This is a genomic window from Clostridiisalibacter paucivorans DSM 22131 (assembly GCF_000620125.1).
Taxonomy (GTDB): Bacteria; Bacillota; Clostridia; order Tissierellales; family Clostridiisalibacteraceae; genus Clostridiisalibacter; species Clostridiisalibacter paucivorans.
This window is the reverse complement of the sequence record NZ_JHVL01000031.1, coordinates 1-17,258: the sequence shown is the minus strand read 5'-3', so window position 1 is coordinate 17,258 and position 17,258 is coordinate 1. Positions and strand designations below refer to the sequence as shown.

The 17,258-nt window shown below is 32.9% G+C and carries 16 protein-coding genes and 1 riboswitch; of the genes, 12 read left to right on the top strand and 4 right to left on the bottom strand.

The window, feature by feature from the left end; translation table 11 throughout:
• Positions 1-156 precede the first annotated feature (156 nt).
• Positions 157-912, bottom strand: a complete 756-nt coding sequence (locus Q326_RS0109750; protein WP_026895221.1) for an IclR family transcriptional regulator — start codon at positions 910-912, stop codon at positions 157-159.
• 197 nt (positions 913-1,109) lie between these two features.
• On the opposite strand from Q326_RS0109750, the gene Q326_RS0109745 reads away from it, so the two are divergent.
• The 7 genes from Q326_RS0109745 (at position 1,110) to gatB (ending at position 9,636) form a co-directional block, all read left to right on the top strand.
• Positions 1,110-1,619: a DUF6036 family nucleotidyltransferase gene (locus tag Q326_RS0109745; RefSeq protein WP_026895220.1), complete on the top strand. Its 510-nt coding sequence runs from the start codon at positions 1,110-1,112 to the stop codon at positions 1,617-1,619.
• On the top strand, positions 1,612-1,956 hold the full coding sequence (locus Q326_RS0109740) for a hypothetical protein (RefSeq protein ID WP_026895219.1): 345 nt from the start codon (positions 1,612-1,614) through the stop codon (positions 1,954-1,956). The genes Q326_RS0109745 and Q326_RS0109740 overlap by 8 nt, the downstream gene beginning before the upstream one ends.
• Positions 1,957-2,100: 144 nt before the next feature.
• On the top strand, positions 2,101-4,314 hold the full coding sequence (gene pcrA, locus Q326_RS0109735) for a DNA helicase PcrA (RefSeq protein WP_026895218.1): 2,214 nt from the start codon (positions 2,101-2,103) through the stop codon (positions 4,312-4,314).
• A gap of 32 nt (positions 4,315-4,346) precedes the next feature.
• Complete coding sequence (gene ligA, locus Q326_RS0109730) at positions 4,347-6,323, top strand: NAD-dependent DNA ligase LigA (protein WP_034601828.1); 1,977 nt, start codon at positions 4,347-4,349, stop codon at positions 6,321-6,323.
• 111 nt (positions 6,324-6,434) lie between these two features.
• The gene (gene gatC / locus Q326_RS0109725) at positions 6,435-6,722 is read left to right on the top strand and encodes an Asp-tRNA(Asn)/Glu-tRNA(Gln) amidotransferase subunit GatC (protein WP_026895216.1); all 288 of its coding nucleotides are present in this window, start codon (positions 6,435-6,437) and stop codon (positions 6,720-6,722) included.
• A 21-nt stretch (positions 6,723-6,743) separates the two neighbouring features.
• Positions 6,744-8,222 (top strand): Asp-tRNA(Asn)/Glu-tRNA(Gln) amidotransferase subunit GatA, encoded by a 1,479-nt coding sequence (gene gatA / locus Q326_RS0109720; RefSeq protein WP_026895215.1) that lies wholly within the window; start codon positions 6,744-6,746, stop codon positions 8,220-8,222.
• Positions 8,212-9,636 (top strand): Asp-tRNA(Asn)/Glu-tRNA(Gln) amidotransferase subunit GatB, encoded by a 1,425-nt coding sequence (gatB, locus tag Q326_RS0109715; RefSeq protein WP_026895214.1) that lies wholly within the window; start codon positions 8,212-8,214, stop codon positions 9,634-9,636. The genes gatA and gatB overlap by 11 nt, the downstream gene beginning before the upstream one ends.
• A gap of 103 nt (positions 9,637-9,739) precedes the next feature.
• Here the strand turns inward: gatB and surE are convergent, their stop codons facing one another.
• From surE to thiE, 3 genes are all read right to left on the bottom strand, one after another.
• The gene (gene surE / locus Q326_RS0109710; RefSeq protein ID WP_026895213.1) at positions 9,740-10,492 is read right to left on the bottom strand and encodes a 5'/3'-nucleotidase SurE; all 753 of its coding nucleotides are present in this window, start codon (positions 10,490-10,492) and stop codon (positions 9,740-9,742) included.
• A gap of 108 nt (positions 10,493-10,600) precedes the next feature.
• Positions 10,601-11,392: a hydroxyethylthiazole kinase gene (gene thiM, locus Q326_RS0109705; RefSeq protein WP_034601820.1), complete on the bottom strand. Its 792-nt coding sequence runs from the start codon at positions 11,390-11,392 to the stop codon at positions 10,601-10,603.
• Positions 11,385-12,032, bottom strand: a complete 648-nt coding sequence (gene thiE / locus Q326_RS0109700; RefSeq protein ID WP_026895211.1) for a thiamine phosphate synthase — start codon at positions 12,030-12,032, stop codon at positions 11,385-11,387. Before thiE ends, thiM begins: the two co-directional genes overlap by 8 nt.
• A 77-nt stretch (positions 12,033-12,109) precedes the next feature.
• Positions 12,110-12,215: riboswitch (TPP riboswitch) on the bottom strand.
• Between the two features lie 470 nt (positions 12,216-12,685).
• Here thiE and Q326_RS0109695 point away from each other — a divergent pair.
• The 5 genes from Q326_RS0109695 to Q326_RS17085 all read left to right on the top strand — a co-directional run.
• Positions 12,686-13,606, top strand: a complete 921-nt coding sequence (locus tag Q326_RS0109695) for an ABC transporter permease (protein ID WP_026895210.1) — start codon at positions 12,686-12,688, stop codon at positions 13,604-13,606.
• Positions 13,607-13,620: 14 nt separating this feature from the next.
• Positions 13,621-14,820 carry an ABC transporter permease gene (locus tag Q326_RS19080; protein ID WP_026895209.1) on the top strand — a complete coding sequence of 400 codons (1,200 nt, stop codon included), beginning with the start codon at positions 13,621-13,623 and terminating at the stop codon, positions 14,818-14,820.
• A 19-nt stretch (positions 14,821-14,839) separates the two neighbouring features.
• Positions 14,840-15,865 carry an ABC transporter ATP-binding protein gene (locus tag Q326_RS0109685; RefSeq protein ID WP_284071432.1) on the top strand — a complete coding sequence of 342 codons (1,026 nt, stop codon included), beginning with the start codon at positions 14,840-14,842 and terminating at the stop codon, positions 15,863-15,865.
• Entirely contained in the window at positions 15,866-16,864 is a 999-nt protein-coding gene (locus tag Q326_RS0109680; protein ID WP_026895207.1) for an ABC transporter ATP-binding protein, read from the top strand.
• Between the two features lie 186 nt (positions 16,865-17,050).
• Positions 17,051-17,258 (top strand): UPF0236 family transposase-like protein (locus Q326_RS17085; protein WP_034601817.1); only part of this gene is annotated, 208 nt, incomplete at its 3' end.

Here is a 17,258-nt window from a genome sequence, read left to right as displayed (position 1 = left end):
TATATAACGAACTGTGATTATATATTAACACAGTTTTCTGAAAAATGCAAAGGTTTTCACAAAGAAATATTAAAGGATTAAATAAAAAAATAGGTGTGTATACACACCTACTAAGAACTAAGAACTAGATTTTATCCCTCTATCTACCCATATAAATTATGGGATATATTTTGCTATTTGGTCAGCATATGAGCTCAATATTTCTTTGAATTTTTCAATTTTTTCTAGATAATAATCGTCTTTAAAAAAAGATACTGCTAGACAAGTAGTAACTTCGTTATTACAATTAAATATTGGTACTCCAACACCTATTGCATACTTGAAAGTTTCTTCGATACTTGTAACATATCCTTGCCTTTTTATTTTATCGTATTCTGCTAATATTTCTTCGGTTGTAGTCAATGTATTTATACATACTTTTTCAAATTTTTGTTTTTGGAGTAATTTTTTAACTTTATCTTCATCATAATATGCCATAAGACATTTGCCATAGCACCCTCTATTCATAGGATAGAAAATACCTGGTCTATAGTTCATTTTCAAGGGTTGGAAGAATTCGATTTCATATAAAGAGATCACTTTTTCATAGTCTCTTATGGCTAAACCTACAGATTCTTTAGTTTCTTCTGAAATTTTATTCAATATCTCTAGTATCTTGTTTTCGAAATTAAAATTATGTAGGTATACAGATCCTAAATTATATAGTTTAGGTCCAAGTCTATATGTCTTGTTTAAGTCATTTTTTATTACAAAATCATTTTGTATTAATATATCTAAATCTCTATGAACTGTGGTTCTATTTATGCCAAGTATCTTTGAGAGGTCTATAGCTTTATATTCAAAAGGTGGTTCACTTAGCTGATTAAGAATAATTAGGGCCTTTTCGATACTAGATAATTTATTATTGTCCATAATGAAATCTCTCCTTAAAATAAATAATTACTGATTGAATAATATCATTTTTACCATAAATAAACAAGAAGGTATATATGAAGCATAATTTAAGTAGGTAAAAATTAATATGTTATACTATAGTAATGAATAGTATAAAGGCTTTATATATTATTTATAAACATATAAGAAACAATAAAGAATAGGAGTTGGATATTATGAAAAATAAGAATAGAGAGATTTTATTCGAACTTCTTAAGGACATGGAAAATTTTGCTGACATGAAGAATATTAAGTATCCACCTATATATTTATTAGGTGGTTCAGGGTGTATTATTGCAGGATATTTAGATAGAGCTACAACAGATATTGATTTTATAGATATGGATTATGAAGCTACTATTGGCAAATTATTTAGAGTTTTAGATAGATTTGACATGCTAGATACATATTTGACAACAGTACCATTAGATTTTAAAAATAGAGTTATAAAAATAAAGGATTTTAAAAATATCTATGTTCTATCAAAAGAAGATATTATTGTAAGTAAAATAGGTAGGTACTCCGAAAAGGATATAGAGGATATTAGTATCTTAATAAAAAGTTCTGACAAAGAGTTAATAGCAAAACTTATTAATAGTGTAAAAAATAGAGAAGATATGAGTGAAAGGGTCAAGAAAGTTTTTATAAAAAACACACTATTATTTAAGGAGAGATTTTATGTATAAACAATTCTGTAAAAACTTCGAAAATTTTCTAAAAATAAATAAATCCCAGGGGTATCGATATAAAATAGCCAATGAAATCAAGGTACTTACTGATGTTGATACGTATTTAAAATTAAAAGAAAAAAAGCACAATAAATATAAAGAAATCTCTAATTTTATATTTGAAGTTTCTCAATATAAAAATCAATATCCTGATATAGATAAATTTATATGGGAATTATGGGGTTATGGATTTGATATAGAAAAATATGATGGTTTAAACACAAAATTAAATAATAAAATAGATGAAAAAGTAAAATTAATTGATTTATTACTAAGTACACATTATTGGACATAACTACCAACTACGTTCATATCATAGTCATTAAACTGGATCCCTGTTAAGGGATATTTCTTTTTGTTGGGATATTCTTTAATCCCTATTAACTTTAATATATAATAGTAGATAATGAATAAATAGGATTATGGGAGGAAGTAATTGATGAGTTTTTTAGATGGATTAAATGAAATGCAACAGGAGGCTGTTAGGGCCACTGAAGGGCCTTTGCTCATATTGGCAGGTGCTGGTAGTGGAAAGACTAGGGTGTTGACCCATAGGATAGCCTATCTTATAGAGGAAAATAATATATTACCTGAAAATATATTGGCAATAACTTTCACCAATAAGGCGGCTGGTGAGATGAAGGAAAGATTAGGTAATTTAATAGATTACAGAGTAGATGGTATGTGGGTGGGAACATTCCATTCCATATGTGTAAGGATATTGAGAAGAGATATAGAAAAATTAGGATATGGAAAGAATTTTGTCATATTTGATACCGATGATCAAATGACCCTTATTAAGGATTGTTTAAAAGAGAAAGATGTAAACCCAAAACTTTTTGACCCAAGGGCCACTTTAAGATTTATAGGTAGTCAGAAGGATATACTTGTAGATCCTGATACATATATAAAGGATAATTTTACTGATTTCAGGGAAAGGACCAAGGGAGAGCTTTATGAGTTATATCAGAAAAAACTGAAGGAAAATAATGCACTGGATTTTGATGACCTTATAGGTAAAACTATTGAGCTTTTTAAAAACAGTCCAGATGTACTAGATTTTTATCGAAGGAAATTTAGATATGTACTTGTGGATGAGTATCAAGATACCAATAGGGCTCAATACCAGTTGATTAGATTATTGTCCAGTAAATATAAAAATGTATGTGTAGTGGGAGATGCAGACCAATCCATATATGGATGGAGGGGTGCAGATATAAGAAATATATTAGATTTTGAAAGTGATTATTCTAATGCAAAGACTATAAAACTAGAACAGAACTATCGCTCTACTAAAAATATATTAAAGGCAGCTAATTGTGTAATAGAAAACAATTGTGAAAGAAAGGAAAAAAATCTTTGGACATCCAATGATGCAGGACATCCGATAAAGATTTATAATGCCGATAATGAACATGATGAAGGAAATTTTATAGCTAAAACTATAAAGAATATGATAGAGAAAAAAGATATGAGTTATTCGGACTTTGCCATACTATACAGAACCAATGCCCAATCTCGTGTACTAGAGGAGTCCATGCTTAAATTTAATATATCCTATAAGATAGTAGGGGGATTAAAGTTTTATGATAGGAAAGAAATAAAGGATATAGTTGCTTATTTAAGACTAATACAGAATCCATTAGATAATTATAGTTTAAAAAGAATAATAAATGTACCTAAGCGTGGAATAGGTAAAAGGACTGTAGAGAAGATAGAGGCATATAGTACTCAACGGGAAGAAAGTATGTATAGTCTTATATTAGATGCTCAAGATATACCGGGGCTTTCCCATAGGGCTATGACTTTGGTTAGCAATTTTGCCACAATGATAGGTAAGTTTATCGCAATGAAAGAATTAGTAGGCGTAAAGGCGTTGATAGAAGATATAATTAATTCTACTGGATATGTGGAGGAATTAGAAAGGGATGGCTCAGTGGAGGCCAGGACTAGGATTGAAAATATAAAGGAGTTTATATCAGTAGCTATAGATTTTGAAGAGAGAAGTGAAGAGAGTACTCTAGAGGATTTCTTAGCTAATATATCATTGCTTTCAGATGTGGATAAAACCGATGATGATAAACAGGATTCAGTTACTTTGATGACATTGCATAGTGCCAAGGGATTGGAGTTTCCAGTGGTGTTTTTAAGTGGAATGGAAGATGGGATATTTCCCATATCTAGGGCATTGACCAGTGAAGATGATATGGAAGAGGAACGAAGACTATGTTATGTGGGAGTTACTAGAGCGGAAAAGGTATTGTATTTGACTTATACAGATGTAAGGACCATATATGGTAAGACCACATACAATAGCATATCTAGATTTATAAATGAGATGCCTCAATCATTGATTGAAAGTTGTAGAGAAAAACATACCTCTAGTAAAAATGAAAATACAAAAGCAAAGGATTATTCTAAAAATAATAAAAAGAAATATTTCACTGGGTATACCTATGAAAATACAGGAAAAGATAAAAGGAATAGCCCTAAAGTTTTACCAGGATCAAAGGTAATGCATAAAAAATGGGGTATAGGCACTGTGGTACAAGTTAAAGATAAAAATGGAGATTCAGAAGTGTCCATAGCATTTGAGGGACAGGGAGTAAAGAATTTATTGTTGTCTATGGCACCTATAGAACTTTTGGATTAAAGGGGTGAGTATTATTGGATAAACTTTCAAGAATGGAAGAATTAGTAGCTAAATTAAATGAATTAAATTATTACTATTATACATTAGATGATCCTAAGGTTACTGATAGCGAGTATGATAAGTTGTATGATGAGCTTATTGAACTTGAAAATGAAACTAGTGAAATTTTACCCAATTCTCCTACTCAGCGTGTAGGAGGAGAAGTATTATCAAAATTCCAAAAGCATAGACATATAGCTCCATTATGGAGCTTAGGTAAATCCCAAAGTATTGAAGAATTAAAGAATTGGGATACTAGAGTAAAGAAGCTTATATCAGATTATAATAGATTAAATGATGATAAATTACCTAATCCCACATATGTAATGGAATATAAATTTGATGGACTAACAATAAATCTCACATATGATAATGGAAATCTAATTCAAGGGGCTACAAGGGGAAATGGAGAAATAGGAGAGGAGATATTACCCCAAATAAGGACTATAAAGAATATACCTTTGGACATTCCCTTTAAAGGAAAGATAGAGATACAGGGAGAGGGTCTTATGCCTCTATCTGCATTGGAAAAGTATAATGAAGATGCAGAGGAACCCCTTAAAAATGCTAGAAATGCAGCGGCAGGTGCATTAAGAAATCTAAATCCTAAGGTAACAGCAAGTCGTAATTTGATAGGATATTTTTATAATGTAGGTTATATAGAAGGAAAGGTGTTTTCTACTCATTTGGATATGATGGATTTTTTAAAGGAAAACAGGCTTCCTACAAATGATTATATAAAGACATTTAAAGATATGGATACTTTGGTGGAGGAAATTGAAAGAGTTCGGGAATATAGAAATGAACTAGATGTACTTACCGATGGCTTGGTAATAAAGATAAATGATATGAGGACTAGAGAAGTATTGGGTTATACTCAAAAATTCCCTAGATGGGCTATTGCCTATAAGTTTAAGGCAGAGGAAGTAACTACTAAACTTATAGGGGTGATTTGGAATGTTGGAAGGACAGGAAAGGTTACACCCAGCTCCATATTAGAACCTGTGGATATAGGAGGCGTTACAGTACAGAGGGCTACACTAAATAATTGGGATGATATACAGCGAAAAAATGTTGCCATAGGGAAAAAGGTATGGCTTAGAAGGTCAAATGATGTAATACCTGAGATAATGGGCGTAGTGGATGATGATACTGAAGAACATACTGAAATAGAAAAGCCTACCCATTGTCCTGCATGCGGTACTGAATTAATACAAGAAGGAGTCCATATATTCTGTCCAAACTCCATGTCGTGTAAGCCACAATTGGTATCGAGACTAGTCCATTTTGCCAGTAGAGATGCTATGAATATAGAAGGGTTCAGTGAAAAGACTGCAGAGCAATTGTTTGAAGAACTGGAATTGAAGGATATTCCTCAACTATATGAGTTGAAATTTGAAGAATTAATAGAACTAGATAGATTCGGGGAAAAGAAGGCCCAAAATTTACTAAATGCCATAGAGGATAGTAAAGACTGTACATTAAGTGCATTTATATATGCATTGGGAATTCCCAATGTGGGTAAGAAGACGGCCAATGATTTGGCTAATAGATTTAAATCTTTGAATAACTTGAAGAGGGCAAAGTTTGAAGAACTTATTGAAATACAGGATATAGGTAATATAGTGGCGGCTGAAATAGTAGAATTTTTCAGTGATGAAGTGATAATGAATAGTATAGATAAATTATTATCATTGGGAGTTAATCTTCATCATGAAGACGAGGATATAGATGAGGATACCGTATTTAGCGGGAAAACAGTAGTTATTACTGGTACTTTAGAAGGAATAAGTAGAAATGAAGCCAAAGAAGTAGTTATTAAAATGGGTGGAAAGGTAACGGGAAGTGTAAGTAAAAAAACAGATTATGTAATAGTTGGAGAAAATCCTGGCTCAAAGGTGGCCAAGGCTGAAAAGTTAGGTGTAGAAATAATGGATGGAGAAAGGTTTAATGAGATTATAGGCAGTTGATAGTGGTGTTTAGATGTTGTATTATTGTAGGGGAGAGTTAGTTCATATCAGTATACTAAGAACTAAGAGCTAAGAGCTAAGAACTAAGAACTAAAAGAAGGAGGGAAAATTATGTCTATAAGTAGTGATGATGTAAGGCATGTGGCTAAATTGGCAAGATTGGAATTTCATGATAATGAGATAGAGGATTTTACTGAAAAGTTTGATGCTATACTTAAATATGTTGAAAAATTAGAGGAAGTAAATACTGATGAGGTAGAGCCTACATATCATGTACATCCTATAAAGAATGTTATGAGGGAAGATGTGGCAGGAGAATCTTTAGACAGGAAAGATGCACTTAAAAATGCCCCTGAAGATGAGAATGGTTATTTTAAATTACCAAATATATTGGAATAATTTCTAGTGAGGTGAAAAGATTTGGATATATATAGATTGTCTATAAGTGAAATGGGGAATATGTTGAGAAATAAAGAAATATCCTCTGAAGAATTAGTTAGTAAATATCTTGATAGGCTAGAAGAGTTGGAAGATAAAGTGTCGAGTTTTATCACATTGAGGAATAGAGAAGAAATTGTCGAAGAAGCTAGGGAAATAGATAGGAAAATATCAAATGGTGAAGAGTTGCCACCATTAGCAGGTGTACCAGTGGCTATAAAGGACAATATTGCCACAAAGGGCATAAAGACTACTTGTGCATCAAAAATACTTGAAAATTTTGTACCACCATATGATGCTACAATAATAAAAAAATTAAAGGCCCAAGGGGCTATAATTGTTGGTAAGACTAATATGGATGAATTTGCCATGGGTTCATCTACTGAAAATTCTACATTTAAGACTACTAAAAATCCATGGGCTTTAGATAGGGTACCAGGTGGCTCCAGTGGTGGATCGGCAGCGGCAGTTGCAGCGGGCCAAATCCCCTATGCATTGGGTTCATCTACAGGTGGTTCCATAAGACAGCCTGCTTCTTTCTGTGGTATTGTAGGGCTTAAACCTACATATGGATTGATATCTAGATATGGACTAGTGGCATTTGCTTCATCTTTGGATCAAATAGGACCATTGACTAGAAACGTTGAAGATTGTGCCGTGGTACTAGACGCAATAACAGGACATGATGTTAAAGACAGCACATCTGTAGGTAAGGAAAAGGAAGACTATTTATCGTCTATAAAGGGCGATATAAAGGGTATGAAGATAGCATTGCCTAAAGAATATTTTGCACAAGGAATAAATGAAGAAATAAAGGCTAAGGTGTTGGAGGCAGTAAAGGTGTTGGAAGGATTAGGAGCAGAGGTAGAAGAGGTTTCATTGCCATATACTGACTATGGATTGGCAACATATTATATTATTGCCCCTGCAGAGGCCAGTTCAAACCTTGCAAGATTTGATGGAGTAAGGTATGGAAAGAGAGCGGAGGAGTTCCAAAGCATAGAAGAATTATTTATAAAGACTAGAAGTGAAGGTTTTGGAGAGGAAGTAAAAAGAAGAATTATGGTAGGTACTTATTGTTTGAGCTCTGGATATTACGATGCTTATTATAAAAGGGCCCAAAAGGTAAGGACATTAATAAAAAACGATTTTGAAAATGTCTTTAAAAAATATGATGTAATTGTAAGTCCTACATCTCCTATATTACCTTTTAAAGTAGGAGAAAAAGCCGATGATCCTATGTCTATGTACATGTCTGATGTGCTCACTGTATGCATAAACCTTGCAGGAATACCATCAGTATCTATTCCATGCGGCATGGTGAATGGCTTGCCTGTTGGTATGCAGATAATAGGAAATGTTTTTGATGAATCTAAGATATTAAAGGTAGCATATAATTATGAAAAAAATAGTGAATCCATAGGACTACCAGCAATAGGAGGTGAAGATAGTGAGTTATAAGACTATAGTGGGATTGGAGATACATTCAGAGTTAATGACTGAATCAAAGGTATTTTGTGATTGTAAAGTAGAATTTGGAGGAGATTCCAATACTAATTGTTGTCCTATATGCCTAGGACTTCCTGGAACTTTACCTGTATTAAACAAGAGGGTATTAGAATTTGGTATAAGGGCAGGGTTGGCATTTAATTGTAATATTGCAAAGGAGACTAAAATGGATAGGAAAAACTATTTTTATCCAGATTTAGTTAAAGGATATCAGATTTCTCAATATGATATGCCTCTATGTGAAAAGGGATATGTGGAAATAGATACAGAAGAAGGCACTAAAAAGGTTAGACTTATAAGGATACATATAGAAGAGGACACAGGTAAGTCTATACATTCCAATGATGGTGGCTCACTGCTTGATTATAATAGGAGTGGTGTACCACTTATAGAGATTGTTACAGAGCCTGATATAAATTCAGGAGAAGAGGCCCAGGCATTTTTAGAAAATCTAAAATCCATATTGAAATATATAGAGGTGTCTGATTGTAAAATGGAAGAAGGCTCTTTAAGATGTGATGTAAATGTAAATGTAATCGATGAAGATAAAGATATAAAGACTACAGTTACAGAGGTGAAGAATCTTAACTCTTTTAAGGCTGTAGCTAAGGCTATAGACTACGAAACCAATAGGCATATAGCATTACTAAAGGCAGGTAAGGATGCCATAAGAGAGACTAGAAGATGGGACGATATGAAAAATGAGACCATTGTTATGAGGGTAAAAGAAGGGGTTGCAGATTATAGATATTTTCCTGAACCCGATATAGTTGGAATGGAAATAGAGGATAATTGGATAAAAGAAATAAGGGACAATTTGCCAGAATTACCCCATATCAAGAAGGACAGGTTTGTTAGTGAATATGATATACCCGTATATGATGCCAAAGTTCTTACTGCTACTAAGGCATTGGCAGATTTTTATGAGGAGACAGTAAAATATTCTAAAGACCCTAAACAAGTGAGTAATTGGATAATGGGTGACGTATTGAGAAGGGTTAAAGATGAAGACATAGATATAGAGGATTTGAGATTTACTGCTAAAGATTTAGCTGATTTAATAAATCTAATAAATGAAGGAAAGATAAGTAATAATATAGGTAAAAAGGTATTGAGAACAATGTTTGAAGAAGGTAAGGATCCTAATACTGTAGTGAAAGAAAAGGGTCTTATTCAGATAAATGATGAAGATGAATTGAACAAAATAGTAGATGAAGTATTGGATAAAAATCCCCAGTCTATTGAGGACTATAATAATGGAAAAGATAGGGCATTGGGCTTCTTAGTAGGTCAAGTAATGAAAGCTACTAGGGGTAAGGCAAATCCTCAGATGGTAAATAAAATGCTAAGAGAAAAGATGAGTTAGGTTAGTGTTATTAGTTAGTGGCTAGTAGTTAATAGTTAGTAGTTTAATGATGAGAACCGTAGTTTTTTACTATCAACTACGAACTACGAACTACTAACTGTTTTTAATTATCAGATAAAACCTTAAAATAATCAATATTGTCGTAATCTGTATTGTCAATTTTAAATGGTGTTATGGAGACATAGTCATTGTCTAATGCCCATGAATCTGTATTTGTTTCATATTCTTTAATTAATTGACCATAAATTTTATATACATTTTTTATATTGTCATCTGCTAGATTTACTCTGTTTTTATAACGTCTTCTACCTAATCTGGTAATTTTTATACCTTTAATAGAAGAGATAGGCTTATTAGGGATATTTACATTTAAATATATACCTTCAGGTAGTGGATTTTTTTCTACAAAATCGACTATTTTTTTTATGAAAAATATTGCAGTTTCTTGCACAATATTGTCTTGACCATAATCCATAGAAAATGCTATTGCAGGTGTGGAAGAAAAGACTGATTCTATACATGCACCCAATGTGCCAGAAAGTCTAGTATCATCTCCTACATTTGGTTCATCATTTAATCCAGATATGACTAAATCTACATTTTTTACTAATTCATCTAACCCTATGATTACACAATCTGCAGGAGTACCATGTATTTTGTATGAAGACTTTTCACCTACATCCAGAGGATATTTTTCTACTCTAATGTAATTGTAAAATGTCACAGCACCACTTAATCCTGAACACTGAGTGTTTGGGGCTGCAACAAATATATTATGTTTTTTAGACAATTCACTAACTAATATTTTTATTCCCAAATGGTCTATGCCATCATCATTTGTAACTAAAATATTCATTATATCCTTCCTTTTTATATATTTATGTATAGTCCGTAGTCAATGATACAAGTAGAGAGCCCAAATCTTTATTATGATTTGGGTTCTCTGACTACGGACTATGAACTACTAACTACCAACTTGTTCTATCTTTTCTTTTAAAGAAACTGTCTTATCATCTAGATTATATATGGTATCTAAAAAGGATATCTTATAACTTGCAGGACCATTTACTCCCTTTGCAGCTATTTCTCCTGCTATACAATAAGACGTAACTCCATAGACAGCCCCTTTTAATGGATCACTTGATACAGCTAAAAAACAAGCTAAGGTACTACCCAGCATACATCCAGTTCCCACTACATTTCCCATAAATGGATGTCCATTGAATACTTTATATACAAATTTACCATCGGTAATAATATCTTCCTTACCAGATATAACTACAATTGTGTCATAATTTAATGCCAATTTCTTGCTAAGGGGAATGATATCTCTATATTCACCTATAGACTCTACACCTTTCATATTGCCTTCTTCACCTGCAAGGGTAACTATTTCACCTTGGTTACCTTTTATAGCTGATACATGTATCTCATTGAGAATCCGTTTTGCTGTTTTTGTTCTTAGTTTGGTGGCACCAACCCCTACAGGGTCTAGAATTACGGGAATGTTAAGTTGGTTGGCTTTTTTTCCAGCCCTTATCATGGCTTCTACTTGGTCGGGATGTAATATTCCTATATTGAGTAATAGTCCTTGAGACATAGAAACCATTTCTTCTACTTCTTCTTTATAATTTGCCATTACCGGAAGTCCACCCCAATATAATGTGATATTAGCTAAATCATTTGTGGTAACTTCATTGGTTATGTGATGAATTAGAGGTTTTTCTTTTCTGATTTTATAGATAAGATCATTCATTTTTATACTCCTTTGATTTTATGATTATTTCTTTTAAAAGTGCAGTTGACTTTTCTATATCTCTTGAAGAGGCGATGGCACTTATTACTGATATACAATCGGCTCCTGATGTTATAACTTTGCCTGCGTTATCATGATTTATGCCTCCTATTGCTATAATAGGTAGTCTGCCTTTTTCTTTTGCCATACGGAGCATGTTTAATCCTAGATTGGAATTTTCTTTTTTTACATCTTTGGAGTTGGTATCAAAAATAGCACCCACACCTATATAATCTGCACCTTTTTCTTGAGCTTCATATATTTCTTCTAAATTAGAAACAGAAACACCAATTATCTTGTCTTTACCCATAAGCTTTCTAACTACTTCAATGGGTAGATCCTCTTGACCAATATGTATACCATCGGCATCTAAGGCCATGGCCAAGTCTACATCATTGTTAACTATAAAGTCTACTCCTGCATCGTGGGCCAATTTTTTTATTGCTTTTCCAATTTCATATCTTTCACGCATATTTAAATTTTTGTCCCTTAGTTGTATTACATCTACCCCTCCTTTTATGGCTTCTTTTACTACTTCTATAGTGCTTTTAGATGAAAATTTTTCTTCTGTAACCAAATACACATGCCAATTTTTAATCATAAATATTCCCCCTAAATTTATAAATAGATGAAATTAAAGCGTAGTCCAAATGTAGGACTACGCTTCACTTAAAATAATTTTTAAATAAAACTCTTTCCTACGCTGGGATTAACCAGTTCAGGTTTAAAGGGTTGAGAAACACAATTTCTCTCTCAGCTTTAAAAAGCACCCCTAGAGTATATAATCTTATATTGATTTTAAAATATTCTATCATAAAGATATTTTAAAATCAAAAAAACTTCTAAATCATGTAAAAAAATACATGGTATATATTTACAAAGTGAATATTATTACAAAAATTTAAAAAATATGTTCTAACTATATAAACAACTGTGTGCGTATCTAAGAAGGCTACACTTTAGTAAATTAAAGACTTGAGGGAAATGTTACAAATATTTAAAGTTGAGAGAGTTAAAAATTCATTGAGTAAAAAAACATATTGTGCTAGTATTTTAATATAGCTTTTAAAGAGGAGAAGAACCTTCAAAATTGTCTTACAATTACAAGATTCAAAACCCACTCTTTCTTTTTAACCAATCCTAGTTATTTATTCAAAGAGCTGATTAAATATTAAAGTCTCAATAAAGTATTACAAAAAGAATTTATTTTAAAATTTTTATTTTATTTTAATTTATGTGAAAGGAGTGTATGTTATGGGTAGATTTTTAACCAAAAGACTTATTTCTATGATACTTACTTTATTTATAGTTATAACTATTACTTTCTTTTTAATGCATGCTATTCCTGGTGGACCATTTACTAGGGAGAAACCTTTACCACCAGCTGTAATTGAGGCTTTAGAGAAAAAGTATAAGATTGATCAGCCTGTATATATGCAGTATATTGATTATTTGAAGGGAGTTCTAACACTGGATTTTGGACCTTCATTCCAAAAACAAGGAGTTCAAGTTACAGACCTTATATGGAAGGGGTTACCTGTGTCGGCTAAGATTGGAGGATTGTCTGTATTGGGGATAATTATTTTAGGAATACCCCTGGGCATTATTTCTGCATTGAAACAAAATAAATGGCAGGATTATGTGGTTACAATTGTAGCAACATTGGGAGTTACAATTCCAAGTTTCGTAATGGCCACACTTATAATATATATATTTAGTTCCAAACTAGGAATATTACCTTCCCATGGATTAGAAGGCCCTAAATATTATATTGGACCTGTGATTGCGCTAGGTGGATTTTCATTGGCATTTGTTGCTAGATTGGTTAGGTCTTCTATGCTAGAAGTTATGAGACAGGATTATATAAGAACAGCAAGGGCGAAAGGGTTATCAGAGTTTGTAGTTATAGGTAAACATGCCCTTAAAAATGCATTAATACCAGTGGTTACTTACTTGGGACCTATGATTGCAGCAATACTTACTGGATCCTTTGTTGTTGAAAGGATATTTGCGATACCTGGAATGGGTAAATATTTTGTTGAAAGTGTTACAAACAGAGATTATACAGTAATAATGGGAGTAACAATATTCTACGCTGCATTTTTAATACTTATGATATTATTAGTAGATGTTATATATGTTCTAATAGACCCAAGAATCAAATTTGATGATTAAAGGAGGTTTAGTTCATGGCTGAGATTAAGGAAATACCAAAGGACTTGTGGCAGCGGGTTCCTAAGGAAGAAAAAGAAAAAGAAAAAATAGTAAGACCTAGTCTTACTTATTGGCAAGATGCATGGAGAAGGCTTAAGAAAAATAAACTGGCTATGATAGGATTAATTGCTGTTATAATTATTTTAATGATGGCTGTATTCGGTCCCATGTTTTCTAAATATGGATATGAAGAACAAAGGTTAGATATGGCAAATATACCTCATAGATTCCAAATATATAAAATCTCAGAGGATAAATTTGTATATATACACAATGAATATATGCTCTATGAAGTAAGTGGTAATGGAGAGCTTATAGCTAAATTAGATCCCGAAGAAGATAATATGGCTAAATTATATAGAACTTACAATATAGATGGGAAAGAGGTTGTTCTTGATTATAGTTTAGCAAGGGAAAGACTTAAAAATCCAGAGATAACTAAAGATTATGAATTAAAAGTAGATGGGAATGTTGTAGAACCTGCTAAGAAGGTCTTCAATAAGACATACTGGCTTGGTAGTGATTCTCATGGTAGAGATCTATTTGTGAGGGTACTTTACGGAGCTAGAATATCTTTGGCTGTTGCAGTAGTTGCTACATTGGTTAATTTCTTTATAGGAGTTTTTTATGGAGGAATATCAGGATATTTTGGTGGAAGAGTAGACAATATTATGATGCGTATTGTTGATATTATAAATACTGTACCATTGATACTATATGTAATTTTATTGATGGTTGTTATAGGACCGGGACTTAAAACTATAATTTTAACTATGGGTCTGGTATATTGGGTTAGGATGGCCCGTATAGTTAGGGGGCAAGTGCTGAGCCTAAAGGGACAGGAGTTTGTTTTGGCGGCTAGAACATTAGGTGCAAGTACATGGAGAATCCTTACTAGACATCTTATTCCAAATACATTGGGACCAGTTGTTGTTTCCCTTACTATGATGATACCTAACGCTATATTTACTGAATCATTTTTGAGTTTTATAGGACTTGGTGTATCGGCACCTATGGCGTCATGGGGTACATTGGCCAGTGATGCATTAGGTGGATTGAGATCATATGCATATCAGTTATTGGCACCATCTATTGCTATTTGTATAACTATGCTTGCATTTAACTTTTTAGGTGATGGTTTGAGAGACGCATTAGATCCAAGATTGCGTAAGTAGTTATTAGGAAAAGAGGTGAATAACTTTGTCAGATAAATTATTAGAGGTTAAAGATTTACAGACTTCATTTTATACCCATATGGGAGAAGTTCAAGCGGTAAGAGGAGTTGGATTTTCTTTAGATAAAGGAGAAGCATTGGGGATAGTTGGAGAATCAGGAAGTGGAAAGAGTGTAACTTCTCTATCTTTGATGAAACTTATAGATGATCCTGGAAAGATAAAGAATGGGAAAATAATATTTAAGGGTGAAGATTTAGTTGAAAAATCTCCTAAGAAAATGATGAATATAAGGGGTAATGAGATAGCAATGATATTTCAAGATCCTATGACATCATTGAACCCAGTTTATAAAGTTGGAAATCAAATTATGGAAGCCATAATGAGGCATCAGAAGCTAAATAAAAAGGAAGCCCGAAAAAAGGCTATTGAGATGCTAGAACTAGTTGGTATTCCCTCTCCGGAAGACAGGATAGATAACTATCCTCATGAATTCAGTGGAGGTATGAGACAGAGAGCAATGATAGCCATAGCACTGTCTTGTCAACCAGATTTGCTAATAGCAGATGAGCCCACGACTGCATTGGATGTTACGATTCAGGCTCAGATATTGGAACTTATGAAAGATTTAAAGGATAAGGTAAATACATCTATCATACTTATCACCCATGATTTGGGAGTAGTTGCTGATGTATGTTCCAGAATAGTGGTTATGTATGGTGGACTTATAATGGAAGAAGGGTCAGCAGAAGAAATATTCTACGATCCCAAACATCCATATACTATGGGATTATTAAAATCTATTCCAAGATTGGATTTAGGAGAGAGACAAAGACTTATACCTATAGCAGGATCTCCACCAGATTTATTGAAGCCTCCTACAGGCTGTCCATTTGCAGCTAGATGTCCCTATGCGATGGAGATATGTTTGAAGGAAAGACCACCTTATTTTGAAGTTGGAGAACGAAGAAGGACTATGTGTTGGTTATTACATGAAGATGCACCAAAAATTGAATTAGATACCGGTGTAAAAAGGGGGGCTAAATAGATGTCCTTAAATACAGATACTAAAAACGATATACTATTAGAAGTAAAAAATTTAAAAAAGTATTTTCCTGTTAGAAAGGGATTCTTAGGAAATAAGCTTAACTTTGTAAGGGCTGTAGATGATATAAGTTTTAGCATAAAAAAGGGAGAAACCTTTGGCCTTGTTGGAGAATCTGGTTGTGGTAAGTCTACTACAGGGAGAACTATAATAAGACTGTATGATGTTACTGATGGCGAGGTCATATTTGATGGGGCGGAATTAGGTAAAATGAGTCAGAGGGAATTATTGCCCTTTAGGAAAAAGATACAGATGATATTCCAAGACCCCTTTGCTTCACTAAATTCTAGAATGACTGTATCGGATATAGTTGGAGAGCCTTTAGATATACATGGATTGGCATCAGGTAAGGAGAGACAGGAGATAATATACTCTATATTAGAGAGAGTAGGTCTTACCAAAGACCATGCCAGTAGATATCCCCATGAGTTTTCGGGGGGACAAAGGCAACGTGTTGGTATAGCTAGGGCATTGGCTGTGGAACCTGAATTTATTATATGTGACGAACCTATATCGGCATTAGACGTATCTATACAGGCTCAGGTAGTAAATATGTTGGAAGATTTACAAAAAGAAATGGGATTGACATATTTATTTATTGCCCATGACTTATCTATGGTTAAACATATATCTGATAGAATAGGGGTTATGTATCTAGGTAAATTAGTAGAGGTGGCAAATAGTGATGAGCTTTATAAACGTCCAACTCATCCTTATACTCAGGCATTATTATCTGCTATACCTATACCAGATCCAGAGCTAATGGATACTAAACAGAGGGAAATATTAGAAGGAGATGTGCCAAGTCCTCTTAATCCTCCTTCAGGTTGTAGATTTAGAACAAGATGCAAAAATGCCATGCCTAAATGTGCTGAAGTAGAACCTCAAATGCAAGATATAGGTGGAGGACATATGGTGGCATGTCATTTAACGGATAGATAAATACTTGATTTAAAATGGGAAAAATATTGATGCATTAGAATAATTTGCATCTTATTTTTCTTAGAGTATAATTTTAGTAGGCAAAAAGGACAAAAAATAAAAAAGATGCCTTAAGGCATCTTTCATATACATGCATCATCCAATATAATAGTATCTGCGAAGAAAACTAGAAAGTTAGGTGATTACATGTATAAGATAAGTTTAAAGGAAATGGATATAAATTTCAAGGATTTAGAGAAAAGGATTTATGAATTTGTTTGCCGTCAGGCATGTGAAATAATCACAGAGCTACTTAATCAACTAGATGATGAGCTAATGAAAGAAAGAGATAAGAAGATATATAGAAATAAAGGTTTCAAGAAAACATGTATCAAGACAGTAATGGGTGAGATTG